The sequence below is a fragment of the Mycobacterium sp. URHB0044 genome (assembly GCF_000620625.1).
Lineage (GTDB): Bacteria > Actinomycetota > Actinomycetes > Mycobacteriales > Mycobacteriaceae > Mycobacterium.
Window position 1 is genome coordinate 214764 of record NZ_JIAW01000003.1, and the last position, 18452, is coordinate 233215.

An 18452-nucleotide genomic window follows, 5' to 3' on the forward strand; every position below is an offset into this window, starting at 1 on the left:
CTCAGCCCGGCGTCAGCATCGACTGCCACGTCTGGTTGCCCGGGTGTGCCAAATCGCCCTGGGTGTAACGCCTGCCGTCGGGGCCGATGTAGTCGCCGGTGGCCGGATCGTAGGGCACGAAGGCCACCGGCGTGGGCGCCGCGGCAGCGGGAGGAGGCGGACCGGCTGACGCGGCCGGGCCGGGCCACGCCACCCCAGGCGGGAACTGCGGAACGCCCTGGCCGGAGAGCGTCGCGTTGGGGTCGCCCTTCCAGTTGTTGCCGTCGTTGAGCGGGACGTACTGCTCACCGCTTTCGCAGAGTTCGACGGTCGGCGCCCGCTTCGCGGGATCGCTTTCACACGGAATGTTGCGTACCCCACGAACATTCAGTGATGAGTCCTGCGGAACCCGGCAGTACAACTCACCGGTGGTCCGGTCAGGCGCATCGGTGTCCGACGGCGAGCGCTGCTGCTGTACGGGCAGGAACCCGGTGTTGCACGGTGGCGGCAGGTTGAGGTTGAGATTGAAGTCGAGGTAGATGCCCTTGTACGCCTGCTTGGTGTCCGCGTTCGGGAGCGCGATCGCCGACATGACGGCCGTTCCCTGCGGGAAGAGCACCAGCAGTTGCTCGATGTCGGAGCGGTAGGTCACCGCGATCTCGCCGAGGCTCACCATGTTGGCCAGCAAGACCGGCAGGGCGGGAGCCACCCGGTCGAACGCCGCCTTGCCCTCGTCGAGCGCGGGGCCGGCCTGGTTGAGCAGATCGCCGACGGCGGCGTCCTGCGCCGCGAACTGGCCGGTGATCGACGCCATGTGCTGCGCCCACGTTGCAATCGAATCCGCAGTCTGCGCTTGGGAGTTCAGCACCGGCGGGGACTGGTCGATCAGCCGAACGAGCGGATCCTTCGCCTTGGCCGCCTCGATCGCCAGCGCCGTGGATCCGTCGACGATGTGCGCCAACTGCGGCCCCAGCCCGGCGACGGCCTTGCTCGCTTCGTCGACGACCGTCTTCAGATCGTCCTGCGGGATCGCTTTCAGCGCGGTGTTGGTCGTGTCGAGCAGGGTGCCGATGTCGGCCGGGATCTGGACCTTGCCCACGGGTATCACGTCGCCGTCGCGCAGCGGCGCGGCACCGGCGGCCGTCGTCGGCGTCAACTCCAGGAACTGTTCGCCTACCGCGGAGCGGCTGTGCACGGCCGCGGTGACGTCCGACGGAATCTCGGTGTCCGAGTTCAGCGTCAGCACGGCACGGACGCCGTCGTGCGTCACGTCGACCGACTTGACCCTGCCGATCTCGGTCCCCCGGTAGGTCACCACGGACGTCGGGTAGAGCCCGCCGGTGGCGGGCAGGTCGACGGTCACCGTGTACCGGCCGACGCCGAGCAATGCAGGGACGTTGACGAAGCCGAATGCCATTACCCCGCAGGCGCTGACCGTGATCGCGCCGAGGATCGCCAACTGCGTCCACACCGCACGGGAAAGCCGCAGCACGTCAGTACGCTCCCCAGTGGTATGGCGCGATGAGCGGGTTGCCCGCGGTATACGGGCTGGGCATCTGGCCGATCGTGCGGCCCCACTGCATTTCGAGTTCGGTGAGATCGCCCTCCCAACGCGTGCCCGTGAACAGGCCGCTGTCCAGCCGGCTCAAGGTCAAGTCGATGACGAGCGTGATGTTGGCGAAGTCACCGCGGAACCAGTTGGCGACGGTGCTCTTCACCCAGGGATACGTCGACAGGAAGTCCAGGCCCCTCGTCAGTGCCGGGCCGGCATTGGCAAGCTCGCGGAATACCGGTGCAATGCTGCGCAGATTGTCGATCAGCGATTCCTTGGTCTGGATGACCGTGGAGTTGGCGATGGCGCTGAACTTGCCGAGCGCATCGATGGCGTCGGCCAGCTTGGTGCGTGAATCCGCCAGCACGCCAAGCGCTTGCGGGATCGTGGTGAGCGCCCTGTCCACCGTTTCGTCGTTCGCGGCCACCTGGCCTGCCAGCGAGTCCAGCCGCTCGGTGGCGGTGATGATGTCGTCGGTCTGATCGTTGAGCTGGGCGGTGAACGTGTCGAGTTGGGTGAGGAGACTGCGCATGTCGTTCTCGCGACCGGCCAGCGCGCTTGCGAACGCCTGGTTGATCTCCTGCAGCTGAGCCAGCCCGCCGCCGTTGAGCAGGATCGACACCGAGGCCAGTGTCTGTTCGGTGGTCGGATACGTGCTTGCGGACGACAACCCGATCACCGAACCGTCGTGCAGCGCGCCCTGGGGTGGCTGGTCGGTGGGCGGCGCAAGTTCAATGTGCATGGACCCCAGCAGGCTGGTCTGCCCGACCTTCGCGGTGCTGTTCGCCGGAAGGTGCACGTTGCCATCGATCTTCATCGTCACCAACGCATGCCAGTCCTGCACTTCGATGTTCGTGACGTTGCCGACGTTCACGTCGGCGACCCGCACCCGGGTGTTCTGCTGGATGACGACGACGTCGGGCAGTTGCGCCTGGATCGTGTAGGAACCGTCGCCGCCGCCCGCGGTCCCCGGCAGACTCAGCGAGTTCAGCCCCCGCCACTGGCAGCCCGCAACGGTCAACGCACACGCGACGACGAGGACCGCCGCCAGCCGCCGCCTCACGGTGGACCTCCGGGCACCATGATCCCGCTCAGACCCTGCTCCGGGTCGGTAGGGGTGCCGATGGCGGGCGCTTCGGCGGGCAGTGGTGCGGCGTCCACCGCCGGCGCTGGGTGGGGGTTGAGCCGGTCCTCGCTGTAGGTGATCTCGTTGGGCCGTGCCGCGGCACCCACGAACGGGTTGACGCCGAGCGGGAGGTAGTTGTACTGCCGGTTCTTGATGATCGGCGCGAGATACTGGACACACAACTTCGACGAGTCCTGGTAACCCTCGCGGGAGGCGGCCTGGATTGCGCTGCAGATGAATTGGACGGTGTTGGCGAAGTTGACGGGCGCGAGTATGCCCGTGACCGCGCTCTGGGCGGGCTGATAGATGTTCATGAAGTTCTGGAACACCGTCGGCGTGATGTGCAATACCTGTTTGACGTCGCCTCGGCTGTCGTTGAGCGCCGTGGTGATCGCGTTGAGCCGGTCGACGGTGACGCCGATGCCCTCGCGGTTGTCGGCGAGGAACCCGCGCAGGTCGGTCACCGCGCCGTCCAGACCCTGTGTCGCGTCGGCGACTTCGTTGGGCGTGTTGGACAGCACCGTGGTGACGTCGGCGAGGTTGACGTTGAACGCGGCGAGCAGATCGCTGCTCGACGTCAACGCCGACACCAGCAACTGGAGGTTGCGGACCGTGCTGAAGATGTCGGCGCTGTGGTCGCCAAGCACCGAAACCGCCTGGGACAGCTTGACGACCGTGTCGTGCGCCGTGTCACCCTGTCCGCGCAGGTTGGCCGCAGCGGTGCCGATGAACTCGCCGACGGCACTCGGACCGCCCGGCGTCGCGGGTTGCAACGAGTCGGTCAGCTTCTCGAGCTGCTGTCGGAAGTCGTCCCACTCGACGGGGACTGCCGTGCGGTCCTGCGGAATAGTCGCGCCCGCTGCGAGTTTCGGGCCTCCCGCGTACGCGGGAACGAGTTGGATGGCGCGTGCGCTGACCAGGGACGGCGACAATATTGCGGCCTTGACGTCGGACGGCACGGGGTACTGCGAGTCGACCGAGAAGGTCACCTTGCTGGTATTCGGCTGCGGCTCGATCTTGTCCACCGTGCCGACGGCGACGCCGAGGATGCGGACCTCGTCGCCGGTGTACAGACCGTTGGTGTTGGCGAAGTAGGCGACGAAGGTGTTCTGGGTGACTCCCTTCCACCAGGGCGTGGCCACCACCGTGAGGGCGACGGCCAGGATGACCACCAGTGCCGTGCCGGTCGCGGCGCGGACCACGCGGGTGTTGATCGACACGGTCACTGACCCCCTTCCCCTGGCGGTGTGACGGGGAACGGCACGTAGACCGGAGGTTCCTTCTGCTCGGGTTTCACGTCGGCGGGCGGTCCGGGCGGCGGACCTCCCGCCGGCGGCGCGGGCAGCGGCTCGCGGTGGGGGTAGCGACCGGGGAACTGCTCCGGCAGGTTGGGATCGGCATTGCCCGTAATCGCCTCGGGCAGTGTCAGATTTGGGTCACCGCCCTGACCCGTGCGGGGAAACGGGACCGGCAGCGCAGGGGTTCCGGCCTGGCCGACGGGCGGATCGACCAGCTGTGAGGGCAACAGCACGTTGGGATCGAGGCCCAGATCCGAGAAGGCGGCGTCGATGAACGGTTGACTGAACTGACCCGGCACGAGGTTGACCACCGAAGCCTTGAAGAACGGTCCCGCGCCGAGCACTTCGCCGAACGACATCGCGTACCGCCGCAGCAGCCCCAATGTCTTCTGCAGTTCCCGTTTGCGGTTATCGAGGATGCCGAGCACGCCGTTGAGCTTGTCGAGTGCGGGCCTGAGTTGCGTCCGGTTGTCGGCGACCAATCCGGACAACTGGTGCGACACCGCGGTCAGGTCGTTCATCAACGCGTCGACGGAACTACGTTGCGCGAGTAGTTCCCTCAGCAGGGCGTTCGCGTTGACCACCAGGGCGGCGATCTGATCGCTGCGCTTCGCGAGCACGCCCGTCACCTTGTTGGCGTTCGCCAGTAGATTGCGCAGCTGCGCGTCGCGGGTGTTCAGGGTGTCGGAGAATCGGGCGACGCCCTCGAGTGCGACCTTCACGTCCGGCGGCGTGTTCTCGAAGGTCTGCGCCAACGTCGTCAGCGACGCGGACAGTTGGGTCGTGTCGAGCCCGCTGATGGTCGTGGTCAGATCGCCGAGGGCGCTGGGCAAGTCGTAGGGAGACGTGGTCCGCTCGATCGGGATGGGGCCGGTGAGCCGTCCGTCTCCGCGTGGAGTCAGCTCGAGCATCTTGGTCCCGAGCACGGTCTCGGTCTTGATCGCGGCTTCGGTGCGGTCGCCGAGGTCGACGCCGTCGCGCACCGTGAAGTCCACCCGCACCTGGGTGCCCTCGAGATGGATCGCCGAGACTCTACCGACGGACATGCCGGACACCCGCACGTCGCTGTCGGTCTTGATGCCACCGGCCTCCGCGAAGTAGGCGGCGTAGTCTCCGGTGCCCTTGATGAACGGAATCCGGTCGTAGGAGAAGGAGGCGATGACCACGCCGACGAGGAGTGCGATGCCGACCAGCCCGACGGCGAGCCGGTTGCGCTCGGCCAGCGGTTTGATCTTCGGCCGCTTGAACTCGATTGATGGTCTTGTCATTTGGGTGTGCACCGCCCCGTGTCTTGTCCGGCGACCTTGACGAACACGGGCTGACCACCCTTGCCGTTGAGCTTGAGGATGGCGTCGCAGAGGTAGAAGCCGAAGTAGTCGCCGTACAGGCCCTGCCGGGCCAGCACCTGGTAGGCGTCGGGAAGGGTCTTGACCAGATCGTCGACGTAGTCGTGGTCCGCCTCGATCTGCCCGGCGACCCGGTCGGTCTGCACCACCGCCTCCTTGATGGGTTGCCGGGCGTCGGTCAAGAGGTCGGCGACGGTGGCTGCCGCGCCGTTGATGTGCGCCACGCCGGTGGCGATGTCGGTTCTGCGATCGGAGAGCCCCTGAACGAGGTCGGAGAGCTTGTCCAAGCCTTCGGCGAACTGATCGTCACGCGCCGCGAAGGTGCCGAGCACGGTGTTGAGGTTGGTGATCACCTGCCCGATGAGTTGATCGCGACCGGCCAGCGTCGTCGTCAGCGCCGAGGTTTGGGCCAGTACCGAGGAGATCGTGCCGCCCTGTCCCTGGAACACCTGCAGCAGTTCCCCGCTCAGCGCGTTCACCTGGTCGGGATCCAGTGCCCGGAACAACGGCCTGAACCCGCCGATGAGAGCGTCGACGTCGAGCGCCGGAGACGTGCGCGCCAGCGGGATCGTCTGCCCCGGTTGAAGTTTCCGCACCGATCCCGGCCCGTCTTCGAGTGCCAGATATCGGTCGCCGATGATGTTCTCGTATCGCACGGCAGCCCTGGTGCCGTCCGTCAGCGGTAGACCCTCGTCGATGTCGAACACCACCGTCACGGTGCCGTCCTTGTTCAGGGTCATGTCCTCGACCTTGCCGACCTCGACGCCGGCGATCCGGACGAAGTTTCCGCCCTTGAGCCCGGAGACGTTGGTGAACACCGCGCTGTAGGTGATGCGCGAGTCGAATCGGAACTGCCCGAAGACGGTCACCAGCGCGAAGACGAAGACGAGGCACACCGCGGTGAACAACGCCACCCGCGTGACGGTGCCTCTGCCGCCGGTTCTCATGGCGGTCCCTCGTTCGGCGGGGGCGGCAACGGGCCGGGCGCCGGGCCGCCCGGATAGCGGATCTTCGGCGGCTCCGGGATTCCCTTGGTGGCGGGGAAGTAGTTGGCGAAGCCAGGGAAGCCGATGCCAGGGTTGGGTCGGACGTCCAGACCGGTGCCGAATCCGGTGTCGGTGACGAGATACTTCACCGGGAAGTTCTTGCTCACGTCGGGCAGCGAGCCGCAACTCGGTTTGCCGCCGGGTCCGCCGGTGGCGTTGACCAGGGGCAGGTTGTCGGGGTATCGGTACGGATCATCGCCTACCAGCAGCGCCGCGTCCATGATCACCGATTTACCGTTGCCGCCCAGCGCGTCTCGCCCGCCGTGTTCCAGGAACCACTGCGCACCCTGGAACAGGCAGGTGTAGGTCGGCGAGTACTTCATCAACAACGCGGTCGTCGGGTCCAGGAGGTTCATGGCGCGCACCAAGTTCGGCTGGTTGCCGCCGAGCACGTCGATGCCCGACTGGGCGAAGCCGGCCGCGGACAACAGCGCGTGGTCGAGGGCGTCGGCATGGCTGGTGATCGTTGTGCTGGTCGTGGAAAACGAATCGAGGACCGAGACGATGTTCTGCGCCGCATCCGAATACGCCTGCGCCGTCTGTCCGAACAGCTGCCAGTCCTGTCGCACCGTCGGCATCCGCGGATTGACGGCCAGCAACACTTCGTTCGCGTCGGTGATGGCGTGGCCGATGACGTCTCCCTTGCCGCGCACCGCTTCCGCGACGGCCGACAGCACCGAGTTGAGCTTCGCCGGGTCGACGGCCTGTACGACCGACTGCAGGTTCTGGAACACGGTGTTGACTTCGACGGTGACGTTGCGCGACTGCAGCACCGCGCCCGGTTTCAGCGGCTGGGAAGTTCCCCCGCCTGCGGGCACCACCAGGTTGACGTACTTGGCGCCGAATGCGGTGCTGGACTTGATCTCCGCTTCGACGTCGCTCGGCAAGTACTGGAAGTCGCCCGGATAGATCTTCAGCGTGAGCTTCGCGTCATCGGCGTCCACGGCACTGGCGTCGGCGGTGATGGATTGCACCTCGCCGATCTGGACACCGCGCAACTTCACCTTGGCGCCGTTCTCCATCACCAGGCCGGCCCGGTCGGACACCAAGGTGAGCGTCTCGAATGACCTTGCGGCGCCGGAGAACAGCACTGCGGTCAGCGCGCTCAGCGCGATGACCACGAGGAACAGGACAGGCGCGAACCAGATTGGGTCGATCCCACCGCGCCGACGTAAGACGGTACTCATCAGCCCGACAGATGGAAGTTGCCGGACTGCCCGTAGACGGACAGCGTGATGGTCAACAGGATGAAGACGCCCGCGGTGATCGACGTGCGCACCGCACGCCCGACCGCTTCGCCGACGCCGGCCGGGCCGCCGGTTGCGGTGAATCCGTAGTAGGTGTGGACCGCCATCACCGCGGCGGCCATCGCCAATGCCTCCGCGAAGGACCAGAGCAGGTCCGTCGGTTGCAGGAACGTGGAGAAGTAGTGGTCGTAGACGCCTCGCGACTGCCCGTAGACGACCGTCGTGCCGAAGCGCGTCGCGAGGAACGACATCAGCACGGCGACGGTGTAGATCGGGACGACGGCCAGGATTCCCGCCACGATGCGGGTGGACGCCAGATAGGTGACGGCCCGGATGCCCATCACCTCCAGCGCGTCGATCTCCTCGTTGATGCGCATGGCGCCGAGCTGCGCGGTGGCGCCCGCGCCGATGGTCGCGGCAAGCGCAACGCCCGCCGTCGCGGGTGCGATGAAGCGGACGTTGAGGAAGGCGCCGAGGAATCCGGTGAGCGCTTCGATCCCGACGTTGGACAGGGTGTTGTAGCCCTGCACGGCGATCAGCGCGCCGGTGGACAGGGTGAGGAAGCCGACGATGACGACCGTGCCACCGATGACGGCCAACGCGCCGGTGCCGAGGCCCATGGTCGCGAGGAGTCGCAGCACCTCGCCCGGGTAGCGGCGCACCGCGTCACCGGTGGACGCCAGCGCCTGCCCGTAGAACGCGGTCTGCTCCCCTAGTTTGCGGGTGCGGTCGACGACGCTCGCACGCTCGCTCAGTGCCCGTGGTTCGCTCGCACGCTCGCTCACGGCGCCACCTTCACACCGAACGCCGTCGCCAGGATGTTGATGAGGAACAGCGCCATGAACGCGAACACGACGGTTTCGTTCACCGCGTTGCCCACCGCCGTCGGACCGCCGCCAACGGAAAGTCCTTTGTAGCAGGCGATCAGGCCCGCCGAAAGACCGAAAAGCAGCGCCTTGACGAGGGAGACGATGACCTGTGGCAACCCCGTCAACAACGTCAGACCCGCGGCGAATGCTCCCGGCGTGACGTCCTGAACGTAGACGACGAAGAAGTAGCTTCCCGTCAGTCCGACGACGGCCACCACCGAATACAGCATCAGCGCGACGAACGTCGCCGCGATCACCCGTGGGACGACGAGCGCCTGGATGGGGTTGACGCCGATGACCCTCATGGCGTCGATCTCCTCGCGAATGGTCCGCGCGCCCAGATCGGCGCACATCGCGGTGGCACCCGCGCCGGAGACGACGATGGCGGTGACCACGGGGCCCACCTGGGTGACGGACGCGAGCGCTGCGCCGGCACCCGACAGATCACCCGCACCGACTTCGATCAGCACGATGTTCAAGGTGAAGACGATGAGGACGGTGTAGGGGATGGACAACACCAGGGTCGGGACGATCGACACTCTTGCCACGAACCAGATCTGGTCGAGTAGCTCACGCCACGCGAAGGGACGACGAAACGATGCGGTGAAGGTCTCGCCGACGAGGACCACGAAGTCGCCCATCGCCAAAGCTGGTTTGGCCCAAGCGGTCCCGGTCACGGGCGACCGCCGAATGATTGCCGCATCCGGGTCAGCTACTTCGTCGGATTGCGTGCACGTGGGACTCAGGGAGCTGCCGCGGCAACGGCGTCACTGCCGCGCCGAGTGCATGCTCCAGTGCCGATCCCACGTGCAGTCCCATCGTCGTCGCGTTGCGCCGGACGCTAAGAGAACGCAGGTTGCCCGTCAAAGGCAGATAGCAGCAAAAGCGCACGTCAATTAACGAAATCGCTGGTTGCCGCGTCATGATCACTTTTGCTCACCCTGATCGGATTTCGCCGAGTCAAAGGGTCGCGAACGCGTGCACGGCCGCGCCGATAGGCTGGGCCGCATGAGCGATGCAGTGGACCCGGCGGTCCCGCCGAGCGGTACGGGTTGCGTCGAGTGCGATGCGGTCGACGGGTGGTGGGTGCACCTGCGGCGATGCGCGGCGTGCGGACACGTCGGCTGTTGCGACGACTCACTGGCCCGGCACGCCGCGGCGCACTGGCGCGAGACGGGTCATCCGATCATCCGGTCATTCGAGCCCGGGGAGGACTGGTTCTGGAACTACGAGTCCAACCAGTACTACGACGGCCCGGAACTGGCTGCGCCGCAGAATCATCCGGTCGATCAGACCGTTCCTGGCCCGCGTGAGCGGGTGCCTGGTGACTGGATGGAGCAGCTACAGCACCGGGATGGTTGAGCCGCCGTGGTGAAGGCCGGCGGTGAAAGCACGCTCACGGTACTGGTTGCCTTCGGCGCGAATCTCGCGATCGCCGTGGCGAAGACGGCCGCCGCCGTAGTGTCCGGTTCGGCGTCGATGAGCGCGGAAGCGGCGCACTCCTGGGCGGATGCCGGCAACGAGGTCTTTCTCCTGATCGCCAATCGGCGGGGAGATCGGGCCGCCGACGAGCGACGTCCCCTGGGCTACGGCCGCGAGGTCTACGTGTGGTCACTGCTTGCCGCCGTCGGCCTGTTCGTCGTCGGTGCCGCCGTCTCGATTTGGCGGGGTGTCACCGAATTGCTGCACGGCGCCGAGGGCGGTGAGGACTACCGGCTGGCGTACGTCGTGCTGGCGATCGCCTTCGTCCTCGAGGGCATGTCGCTGCTGCAAGCCGTCCGCCAACTCCGCGGTGACGCACGCAAATTCGAGAGCGACGTGCTCGACTACGCCCTTCAGACGTCGGACCCGACGGTTCGCGCCGTGTTCGCCGAGGACAGCGCGGCGCTGGTCGGCATCGTCATCGCCTTTCTCGGCATCCTGCTGCACGAGCTCACCGGTGACGTGCAATGGGACGCTGCCGGTTCCATTCTGGTCGGGGTCCTGCTCGGCGTGGTGGCGGTCGTCCTCATCGACCGCAACCGGCTTTTCCTCACCGGCGAGCCGGGCTCCCCACGAATCCACGATGCGCTCGTCGCGCGCCTGAGTGAGTTCCCCGAGGTTGCCGCGGTGCGCTTTCTTCGTCCCGAATTCATCGGGTCCAAGCGGCTTTTCGTCATCGCGAGCGTCGACCTGGTGGGTGACAGCGTGGAGTCGTCCGTGGCGCGGACGCTGCGAACCTTGGAGCATCGGCTCGAAGAGGATCCGTACGTCGCCGAGGCCGTCCTGACGGTTTCCGAACCCGACGAACCGGGTATAACTCCGCCCGTGAGCGGTAAACGACCACCCGAGACCACCGAGTCGGACTCCGGGCCCGACGAGGGCAACGACGTGCAGAGCGATCCGGCCAAGGGCACCGAGGACAGGTCGGACTGGACCGACGAGGGCGGCGCGACCGCGGAAGGCCCTGCCGACGAGGGCGACCAGACGCAGTAGCGCCCCGGTCGCCGCTTCCCTCCCCGCCGACAGTGGGCGAGGGATTTAGCGCGCGTCGGCCAGCGCCTGTTGCGCCGCGTTGTAACCCGGCACGAAGGTGATGCCCGGCCCGCCGTGACAGCCGGCGCTGCCGAGATACAGACCCTCGATCGGAATCGGTTGGTCGACATACCCCTTCGGTCCGGGTCGATTGATGCCGATCTGGTCGGGATGGATCAGTCCGTGGCAGTAGTCGCCGCCGGGAGCGCCGAACATGGTGCCCATGTGCTTCGGGGTGAACGTCGTGTGGCGGATGATCAGCTCTTCGAAGTTCGGGGCGAGTCGGGTGATCTTCTCGATGACGCGGCGGCCCATCTCGACCTTCATCTCGCCGTAGCTCGATTGGGACTCCTCCACCGGAAACCACAGCGAGAACGCCGAAGCCGCATGCTTGCCCGGGGGCGCAAGGCCGGGATCGTTGACCGACGGGATCTGCAACGCGATCGCCGGATCGGCCGGCACGATGCCACGCCGGCAGTCCTCCCATTGCCGTTGCAGCTCTTCGGGAGTGCTGAAGATTCCGATGTTCGATTGCATGCCTGGGTCGTTGAGGATTTCGTAGGGCGCCGCGAACTCGGGGATGCCGTCGAGTGCGAAGTGCATCTGCAGATAGCTGCCCCGATGGTCGATGCGGGAGAACCGCTCGCGGACGTCGTTCGGCACCGCGGCCGGAGCCAGCAGCTGGGTGAGCGTGAAGTCCGGTGCCACCGCGGAGACGACGATGGGCGCGGTGATGGTCGAACCGTCCTCGAGCCGGACACCGCTCACCCGGCCGTCGGAGACGAGGATCTCCTCCACCTTGGCCCGCAGCCGCAGCTCTCCCCCCTTCGACGTGAACTCCTCACAGAGGTGGGATGTCAAGGCGCCGATGCCACCTCGTAGTTTCTTGACCAGCAGCGCGTTCTCGTCAGGGACGGCGAATCCGTAGGCCAATGCCGCCGCGGTGCCAGGGGTCGCAGGCCCGCGGTACGTCGTGTTGACCGCCAGCAGCGAGAGCATCCCCCGCAGGGCTCCGTGCTTCTCCTTGTCGGGTAGATAGCGGTCAAGCACGTCGGTGACCGACCCGAACAGCATGTCGGTAATCGTTGACCGCTCGAATTCGTTTGTCGCACAGGCATACATCTCGTCGATCGACTTCGGTGGTTGGCCCGCGTCGAACCGTCCGAGCGCCCGGGTGGGCGCCTGACACCACGCCATGAGTCCGGCCATCCCGTTGACCGCCTCGGCGCCGTGCACCTCGTTGATGTGCATCATGAGCTTCATCGGATCGGTGTAGTAGACGAGGGGTTCATCGCCCACGCCGCGCAGCGATACCGACATCACGTCGAGATCGACGGTGGGCAGCTCGTCCAGCCCGAGCTCGCGGCTCACCACGGCCGCCGTCGGAATCTGGACCGAACCGGCGATCTCGAATTGGAAGCCGTCGAACAGTTCGACGGTCGACGCCATCCCACCCGCGTACAGCTTCGAGTCCAGACACGCCGTGCGCAGCCCGGCACGTTGCAGAAGCGTGGCAGCGGTCAATCCGTTGTGCCCGGCACCAATCACGATCGCGTCATAGTCCGCCATCAATCGAGGCTGGCACGCCACCCAAGTTTTGTCAATATTGACGAAACTCAGGCCTTGTCGCCGATCCCCGATGCCAGCGAGTCCAACGCGGTTCGGCACAGCCGCGCCAACTCGGGCAGCGATCGGTCGTCGGACAACATCCACACCTCCATCGCACCGAACACCGCCGCGGCGATGCAGCGGGCGGTCACCGTGATCCGCAACCGCGCGTCGGTGCCCGGCGCGGGCGGCTCGTCGCGGGTGAGGTATTCCTCGACCGCCTCGGCGAAGTCGGCCTCCACCTGCCGGATGTGCCGGACGATCCGGCCCGGCTCGAGCTCGCGGGCCCGCAGTTCGGCGATCTTCGGCACGGCCTCGGCGTCGTACGGGGCGGACATCACGGCCGCGTGCACCGCCTCGATCAGCGGTTCGTCACCCGTGTGGTCGGCCAGTGCGGTCCGGAACCACTGCAGGCCCGCGTCGTAGTCGGAGAACAGTAGGTCGTGTTTCGACGTGAAGTGCCGGTAGAAGGTGCGCAGCGAGACTCCGGCGTCGGCAGCGATCTGCTCGGCCGACGTCTCCTCGACGCCCTGCGCCAGGAAGCGGACCAACGCCGCTTGACGCAGCGCCTCCCGGGTTCGCTCGCTGCGCGCGGTCTGCGCAGGTCGCACCATGTGGGTAACCTACTCCGCACGTCGATGCCGGGGGCAAAACTAGCCGATGCCAATACCGCCTTCGAAGCCGAACCGGTCACCGTCGTCGTGATTCGGGCACGAAACATCGACATAGACCGTCGTGAAGGTCGTCGGTGGACCGCCGGAGTGGTCCGGATTGTGGATGCCATTGACCGCGCACTGCGAGAGCGGGACGCTGCTGACACCGCTGACCCAGTTGATCTCGACGTTGTAGCCCTGTTCGGTCAGGTCGTCGATGACCGCACGTGCTGATTCACCACCCGGCTCCGCGGCTGCGACCGGCGCCGACGCGACCGCCGCCGCGGCGGCGGCGGCGGCGAGCAGCATTCGCGCGAACCATTTCCGCATGTCTCCGATGATGCTCCGAACGCGCAGGAGAATCCGTCATCTCGGCAGTTTCGACTCGATTTCCTCGGCAATGGCAGTGGCCTGGGTGACGGCCGTCGGCTCTGGCGGCTTACATGCCTGGATGTCCAGGATCACGTTGGCGGCGATCGCGAGGGCGCGCTGGCACGACCTCGTCTGGTCGCCGCTGCCCCGGGTGAAGGGAATCGACAGCTCGGTGTCCGACTTGGTCAGATCACCGCTGAACCACGCCGGCAGCGGCTGGTCGTTGAGCCTGATGTTGACGTGGTGGTTGGTGCACTTCGACCACCTGTCCGCCGACTGGTCGAAGAACTCGCGTGCCGCGTCCGCCGTCCGGTACGAGACGACGGATTGCACGGCGAGGCTGTCCCACTGGTCGGTGTCGGGTGATCGAAACAATTGTTGGCGCAACGACTTCCAGTGACTGGGGTCGTAGATCGGAGCCTCGTTGACCTGCCAGACGCCCAGGCAGTTGAGGTTGGGGAGCAGATTGCGGTGATCGCCCATCTGCGTGGCCACCGGATGCGCCGCCATCGTGGTCGTTCCCATGATGCCGTTGACGTCGCCGGCGCTGAGCAGCAGACCGTCGAGCGCGGTGTCGGGGACCGCCTTCGGCGGCTGTGATGCGCCCGCGGCAGCCCCTCCAGCGCACCCGGAGAGCACGAAGCTCAGCGCGAGCACACCGACGAAGGGCTTCTTCACGCTAGGCGTGCGTTCCCGCGCCGGCGCATGCCTCCTGGGCGAGGGTGGCGTCGTTGTTCATCTCGTTCGCCGTGGTGTTGAGGCTGTCACCTGGGATGCGCAGCCCCATCTTGACCAGCAGCTTGGTCGCGTCGAGGGACCAACTCCGCATCGGGTTTGCGATCTCCGGCTGCAAGCCCGGTGTGTTCGCCGCTTCCATCGCCAGCGCGGCGCCCTGCCGCAACGCGGTTCGACCGGTCACATTGCTGGTGTCGACGGCGGGGTCCGAATAGCTGGAACCCTCGAACGCGTCGGCGAAGTCACCGTAGTACGTGGAGGCGCCGTCCAACACCTCGCCGAACTGGCCGCACGCCGCAACCGCTGCGGGTGTGGCGTCGTCGGACGTCGGTGCCGCGGCTACCTGAACCTGCACGGGCGATCCGGGATTGGCCGCCACGTCGTCATCGGCGGATGCCATTGGAATGCACGACATTCCGATCCCCACGCCGATGAACGACGCGAGCACGGCTCGCTGGCACACACGTGCTGGCCTCAACGGTTCCTCCAAGTCAGTCGGTTTCCCAAGCGCGCTTTGCTGTACCGGCGACCTGCCGGTCATCGGAACGATTTCGCGCAATATCACCGGCAGGTCCAGAAGGCACTCGGCACGTCAACCGTCAGCCCACCACATGTCTGAAGGGTGAACGGATCACGAACTCCCGGTTTCCATCGGCCGTCGAGTGGACGTCTTACTTCCCGCAAGCGCCGTGACCTCGAGATCCCTTGGCGCCGAGGCATGCCCGCATCGGCATTTCTGTGAGACCCCTGTCACTACCATCGCGGCAGACGCCCACTCGATGGGAACGAGGCGTGAATCGTTCGCCGTCCGTTCACCGTTTCGCAACCCAGCCAATACATGCTCCGACGCGACAGATTCGTTGGATCCGCTTGGATTCCGACCACGAGAGGCGCCATTACAACCATGTTGAACCGTTTTGCCATGCTGGCAGCTGTCTGCATCGCGATCCCGGTCGGGACCGCGCCCCTCGCGTTGGCCGACCCACCGCCTCCCGACCCCGCAGTGCAGCCGGTCGGCGACACCAACCCGCTGCCGCCCGAAGGTGCCGTTCCGTCGGCTCCTCCCGGCGTGCTGGACACCCCTGACGGCTGGCACCTTTCGGTCGTCGGTAGCAACGAGACACAGCTGCCCGTCGCACCGTTGACCACGGCCATCTCGTCGCGCGAATACCTGGTGGCCGGAACCTTCACCGGGACCGTCACCGGCGGCGGCAAGACCAAGCTGACCGGCGGAACGATGGAGGCCGGCGAGCAGATCGGCTGCGGCATCATCTCCGACGAGACGGAGATCAACCCGGGCGCCAGCTTCACGCCCGGCATCGGAATTCCGTTCACCGGCAACGCAACCGGCGCATTCGGCATCAGCCTGCAGGGCAAGGTCTACCTGAAGCCCGGCACCGTCACGACCGTCGCCATCGACAAGAAGAAGTTCAAGGGCACCTCGACGCGGATCACGATCACCGGCGTCCGCATCAAGACCGACCAGTGCGCCGGTCAGTCGTTCATCCGCTCGTACGCCACGCTGACGAGCTCGACCGACAACACCGACGACGTCATCACGTACCTCGGCGTCACCAAAGCCGTCTGACCACGTCGACCTCGAACGAGAGAATGAGATGTTGAATCGTTTTGCCACACTGGCTGCAGTCTGCATGCTGATCCCGGTCGGGACCGCGCCCGTCGCGCTGGCGGATCCTCCGCCGGATCCCGCGGTGGCGCCCGCCGCGGACGCCGGTCCCCCGCCGGACAACGGAGTCGTCGCGTCGGCCGAGCCGGGCGTCGTCACCACCCCGGACGGCTGGACGCTGACCGTCGTCGCCGCCAACGAGACCCAGCTGCCCGTTGCGCCGCTGACGACCGCGGTGTCGTCGCGCGAGTATCTGGTGGGCGGCACGTTCACCGGGACCGTCTCCGGCAAGGGCAAGACGTCCCTGGCCGGCGGCACGCTCGAGGCCGGTTACCAGATCGGCTGCGGCATCGAACTCGGCCAGGTCAGGTTGATCGGCTCCGTCGGCATCGGCACCTCGGGCTCCTCGCTCACCGGTGGCCTCGTCCCCACGGGCGTCACCTTCCCGATCTCGGGCACCATCGAGATCCACGCCAAGCCGGGCACCGTGTCGACCGTGACGGTGGACAAGAAGGACTTCAAGGCGGCGCCGGTGCGCGTCACGCTGAAGGACACCCACATCAAGGTCGACGGCTGCGTCGGACAGTCCTTCCTGCGGTCCTACGCGACGCTGACCAGCTCGACGACCGACACCGATGACGTCGTCGCGTACTACGGCGTGACGAAGGCCGTCTGACGCATGGCGGTTGCCAGGAAAGCGCACGTCGCGGCGTTCGGCATGCTCGCCCTCGCGGCGGCGGTCGCCTTCCCGGCGACCGCCGTTGCGGATCCTCCTGCGCCGGAACCCATTCCGCTGCCTGCGGATCCCGCGCTGCCACCGCCGCCTCCAGTCGGGCCGACGGTGCCGGTAATCGGCACGAATCTCGGGCCCGGCGGGCTCGGGGTGCTGGCGCAAAGCGGACAGGACCCCGTCCCGGGCGCGCTCGGCGCGCCCGCGGTCACGGGCCTGGATGCGGCGTCCGTGTTGGGGCAGGCCCCGGTTCCCTCGGCCCCGGGTGCGGGTCCGGGGGCACCACCGAACCTGAACGTGTTCAACAACGCCTACGGCGCCGGCGCCCTGAACGACGTGCCTGCGGCGCCCGGCCAGGGCACTCAGTTCGACGTGGCACCCGGCCAGGAAAACGCGGACGTCTCCCGCAGGGAATGGCTGGGGCGCTACATCGACCTGTACCGCGCAGGCGACCTGAAGGGCGGCCTGCTCGGCCAGATGCCGCAGGAGCAACTCGGCGAGCCACTGCCGGGTACCGCGCCCCCGCCCGGGACCAACGTCCCGCCGGGACTGGTGCAGTTCCTGCCGGATCCGGCGGCACCCGTGCCGCCTCCGCCCGGCTGATCGACTGAACCATTCGCGCCCATCGGCATCGCCGGTGGGCGCGAATTTCGTCGTCGGCCAGTCGCTTAGCTGCTCAGCCCGGCCAATTCCCTGCGTGCGACGCGTTCGACGAACAGGGGTACGTAGTCCCGAATGGGGCTGCCCTCGAACCGGGCATGACAGGAATGCACGACGGCGACCACCTCGTCAGTGGGGACCGCAGGATACTTCTCGGCGAGTCGCTCGACCAGCTGGTCGATGATCGTCTGTTCACTCAACTCGATCACAACCATTACGTTCCTCCGCCGTTCACCCACGCGTCAACTCAATCGGCGAACTTCACAGCGGCTTGACATTGGGGTGCCGGTAGTGACCTCAGTGTTGCCGGTTGCCGTCTCGCAGGTGTGGTGGATGCACGGCGGCGTCTTCGCTCTGGCGCAACCGGTGTCACACCGGGGCCGTGGCGCTGAAGTATGCCAGGGCGCCGGAGCTTTGCAGGCGATCGACTGCCAGTCCTGCGTCGGTGAGCCAGTGTCGTAGGTCGTCGACGGTTCCGCCGGCGCCAAAGACTCCTGCCCGCCGAAACGCGCGAATCACCAGATCCTGACGCCACCCGGCTCCACGCACTACCGAGTCACCGATCAGCCGGCCGCCCGGCTTGAGGCAGCGGGCGATCTCGCGGACCGCGGCAGCCGGGTCGGGCAGACAGTGCAGACCGTTGAAGGTCACGCACAAGTCGAACTCGTTGTCGCCGAACGGCATCCGTGTGATGTCGGCCTCGGTGAACTCAATGTCGTGGCGGCCGAGATCCTCTGCTCGACGCCGCGCGCGGGCCAGCATGTCCGTAGAGATATCGGCGGCAACGTATCGCACGCGCTGGCCTGATCGCAGGCCCCGCAGTGCCAGCCCGCCGCCGCACGGAACGTCGAGAACCGACGAGCCGTCGGGCAGGTGGGCGAGCATGCGGATGTTGTCGTAGAGAACGCGTGTATCAGTGGCCCACAGCGCTAGCCCGGCCGGCCTGGCCAACCATTCACGTTCCGCTGCGAAGTCGTAGGCGCCGCCGCCGATCCGGTCCACGAAGGTCCGCCCACCCCAGATCGATCGCTGCTCTGCCATGTCCACACTCTCGCTCCGCACCGAAAGGCTGTCAACGAGCCACCAGTCC

19 protein-coding genes and 1 pseudogene are annotated in these 18452 nt (G+C 66.8%); 5 read left to right on the forward strand and 15 right to left on the reverse strand.

Annotated features, from left to right (window positions below; genetic code table 11):
* Position 1 precedes the first annotated feature (1 nt).
* From N536_RS0107730 to N536_RS0107765, 8 genes are read right to left on the reverse strand one after another with little or no spacing between them, the layout of a single operon-like run.
* Entirely contained in the window at positions 2 to 1471 is a 1470-nt protein-coding gene (locus N536_RS0107730; RefSeq protein ID WP_029113090.1) for an MCE family protein, read from the reverse strand.
* A 1-nt stretch (position 1472) separates the two neighbouring features.
* Entirely contained in the window at positions 1473 to 2594 is a 1122-nt protein-coding gene (locus N536_RS0107735) for an MCE family protein (protein ID WP_029113091.1), read from the reverse strand.
* Entirely contained in the window at positions 2591 to 3877 is a 1287-nt protein-coding gene (locus N536_RS0107740; RefSeq protein WP_029113092.1) for an MCE family protein, read from the reverse strand. Before N536_RS0107740 ends, N536_RS0107735 begins: the two co-directional genes overlap by 4 nt.
* Positions 3878 to 3879: 2 nt before the next feature.
* Positions 3880 to 5223, reverse strand: coding sequence for an MCE family protein (locus N536_RS0107745; RefSeq protein WP_029113093.1), 1344 nt, complete (start codon positions 5221 to 5223; stop codon positions 3880 to 3882).
* Complete coding sequence (locus N536_RS0107750) at positions 5220 to 6248, reverse strand: MCE family protein (RefSeq protein ID WP_029113094.1); 1029 nt, start codon at positions 6246 to 6248, stop codon at positions 5220 to 5222. The genes N536_RS0107745 and N536_RS0107750 overlap by 4 nt, the downstream gene beginning before the upstream one ends.
* The gene (locus N536_RS37730) at positions 6245 to 7534 is read right to left on the reverse strand and encodes an MCE family protein (protein WP_051574315.1); all 1290 of its coding nucleotides are present in this window, start codon (positions 7532 to 7534) and stop codon (positions 6245 to 6247) included. Before N536_RS37730 ends, N536_RS0107750 begins: the two co-directional genes overlap by 4 nt.
* Complete coding sequence (locus tag N536_RS0107760; RefSeq protein ID WP_029113095.1) at positions 7534 to 8379, reverse strand: ABC transporter permease; 846 nt, start codon at positions 8377 to 8379, stop codon at positions 7534 to 7536. Before N536_RS0107760 ends, N536_RS37730 begins: the two co-directional genes overlap by 1 nt.
* Positions 8376 to 9140, reverse strand: coding sequence for an ABC transporter permease (locus N536_RS0107765; protein ID WP_029113096.1), 765 nt, complete (start codon positions 9138 to 9140; stop codon positions 8376 to 8378). The genes N536_RS0107760 and N536_RS0107765 overlap by 4 nt, the downstream gene beginning before the upstream one ends.
* A gap of 331 nt (positions 9141 to 9471) precedes the next feature.
* Here N536_RS0107765 and N536_RS0107770 point away from each other — a divergent pair, with 331 nt between their 5' ends.
* Positions 9472 to 9825, forward strand: a complete 354-nt coding sequence (locus tag N536_RS0107770; RefSeq protein WP_029113097.1) for a UBP-type zinc finger domain-containing protein — start codon at positions 9472 to 9474, stop codon at positions 9823 to 9825.
* Positions 9826 to 9831: 6 nt separating this feature from the next.
* Positions 9832 to 10761: pseudogene (locus tag N536_RS37735) on the forward strand (cation diffusion facilitator family transporter); the annotation flags it as partial.
* A gap of 222 nt (positions 10762 to 10983) precedes the next feature.
* Here N536_RS37735 and N536_RS0107780 read toward each other — a convergent pair.
* Genes N536_RS0107780 through N536_RS0107800 form a run of 5 tightly spaced genes read right to left on the reverse strand, consistent with a single transcriptional unit; the run spans position 10984 to position 14745 of the window.
* Complete coding sequence (locus N536_RS0107780) at positions 10984 to 12546, reverse strand: NAD(P)/FAD-dependent oxidoreductase (RefSeq protein ID WP_029113098.1); 1563 nt, start codon at positions 12544 to 12546, stop codon at positions 10984 to 10986.
* A 47-nt stretch (positions 12547 to 12593) separates the two neighbouring features.
* Positions 12594 to 13199 carry a TetR/AcrR family transcriptional regulator gene (locus N536_RS0107785; RefSeq protein ID WP_029113099.1) on the reverse strand — a complete coding sequence of 202 codons (606 nt, stop codon included), beginning with the start codon at positions 13197 to 13199 and terminating at the stop codon, positions 12594 to 12596.
* A 39-nt stretch (positions 13200 to 13238) separates the two neighbouring features.
* The gene (locus N536_RS0107790) at positions 13239 to 13568 is read right to left on the reverse strand and encodes a hypothetical protein (protein ID WP_029113100.1); all 330 of its coding nucleotides are present in this window, start codon (positions 13566 to 13568) and stop codon (positions 13239 to 13241) included.
* Between the two features lie 36 nt (positions 13569 to 13604).
* Positions 13605 to 14288 (reverse strand): sensor domain-containing protein, encoded by a 684-nt coding sequence (locus N536_RS0107795; protein ID WP_029113101.1) that lies wholly within the window; start codon positions 14286 to 14288, stop codon positions 13605 to 13607.
* Between the two features lies 1 nt (position 14289).
* Positions 14290 to 14745 (reverse strand): hypothetical protein, encoded by a 456-nt coding sequence (locus N536_RS0107800; RefSeq protein ID WP_369798393.1) that lies wholly within the window; start codon positions 14743 to 14745, stop codon positions 14290 to 14292.
* Between the two features lie 504 nt (positions 14746 to 15249).
* Here N536_RS0107800 and N536_RS0107805 point away from each other — a divergent pair.
* From N536_RS0107805 to N536_RS37740, 3 genes are read left to right on the forward strand one after another with little or no spacing between them, the layout of a single operon-like run.
* Entirely contained in the window at positions 15250 to 15933 is a 684-nt protein-coding gene (locus N536_RS0107805; RefSeq protein WP_029113103.1) for an MspA family porin, read from the forward strand.
* Between the two features lie 28 nt (positions 15934 to 15961).
* A complete protein-coding gene (locus tag N536_RS0107810; RefSeq protein WP_029113104.1) occupies positions 15962 to 16648 on the forward strand; it encodes an MspA family porin in 687 nt (228 codons plus the stop codon).
* 3 nt (positions 16649 to 16651) lie between these two features.
* On the forward strand, positions 16652 to 17305 hold the full coding sequence (locus tag N536_RS37740) for a hypothetical protein (RefSeq protein WP_231514450.1): 654 nt from the start codon (positions 16652 to 16654) through the stop codon (positions 17303 to 17305).
* Between the two features lie 65 nt (positions 17306 to 17370).
* Here N536_RS37740 and N536_RS0107820 read toward each other — a convergent pair whose 3' ends face one another.
* Together N536_RS0107820 and N536_RS0107825 are read right to left on the reverse strand one after the other, a co-directional pair.
* Positions 17371 to 17577 carry a three-helix bundle dimerization domain-containing protein gene (locus tag N536_RS0107820; RefSeq protein WP_036435752.1) on the reverse strand — a complete coding sequence of 69 codons (207 nt, stop codon included), beginning with the start codon at positions 17575 to 17577 and terminating at the stop codon, positions 17371 to 17373.
* 154 nt (positions 17578 to 17731) lie between these two features.
* Positions 17732 to 18403 (reverse strand): class I SAM-dependent methyltransferase, encoded by a 672-nt coding sequence (locus N536_RS0107825; protein WP_081809119.1) that lies wholly within the window; start codon positions 18401 to 18403, stop codon positions 17732 to 17734.
* Positions 18404 to 18452 lie beyond the last annotated feature (49 nt).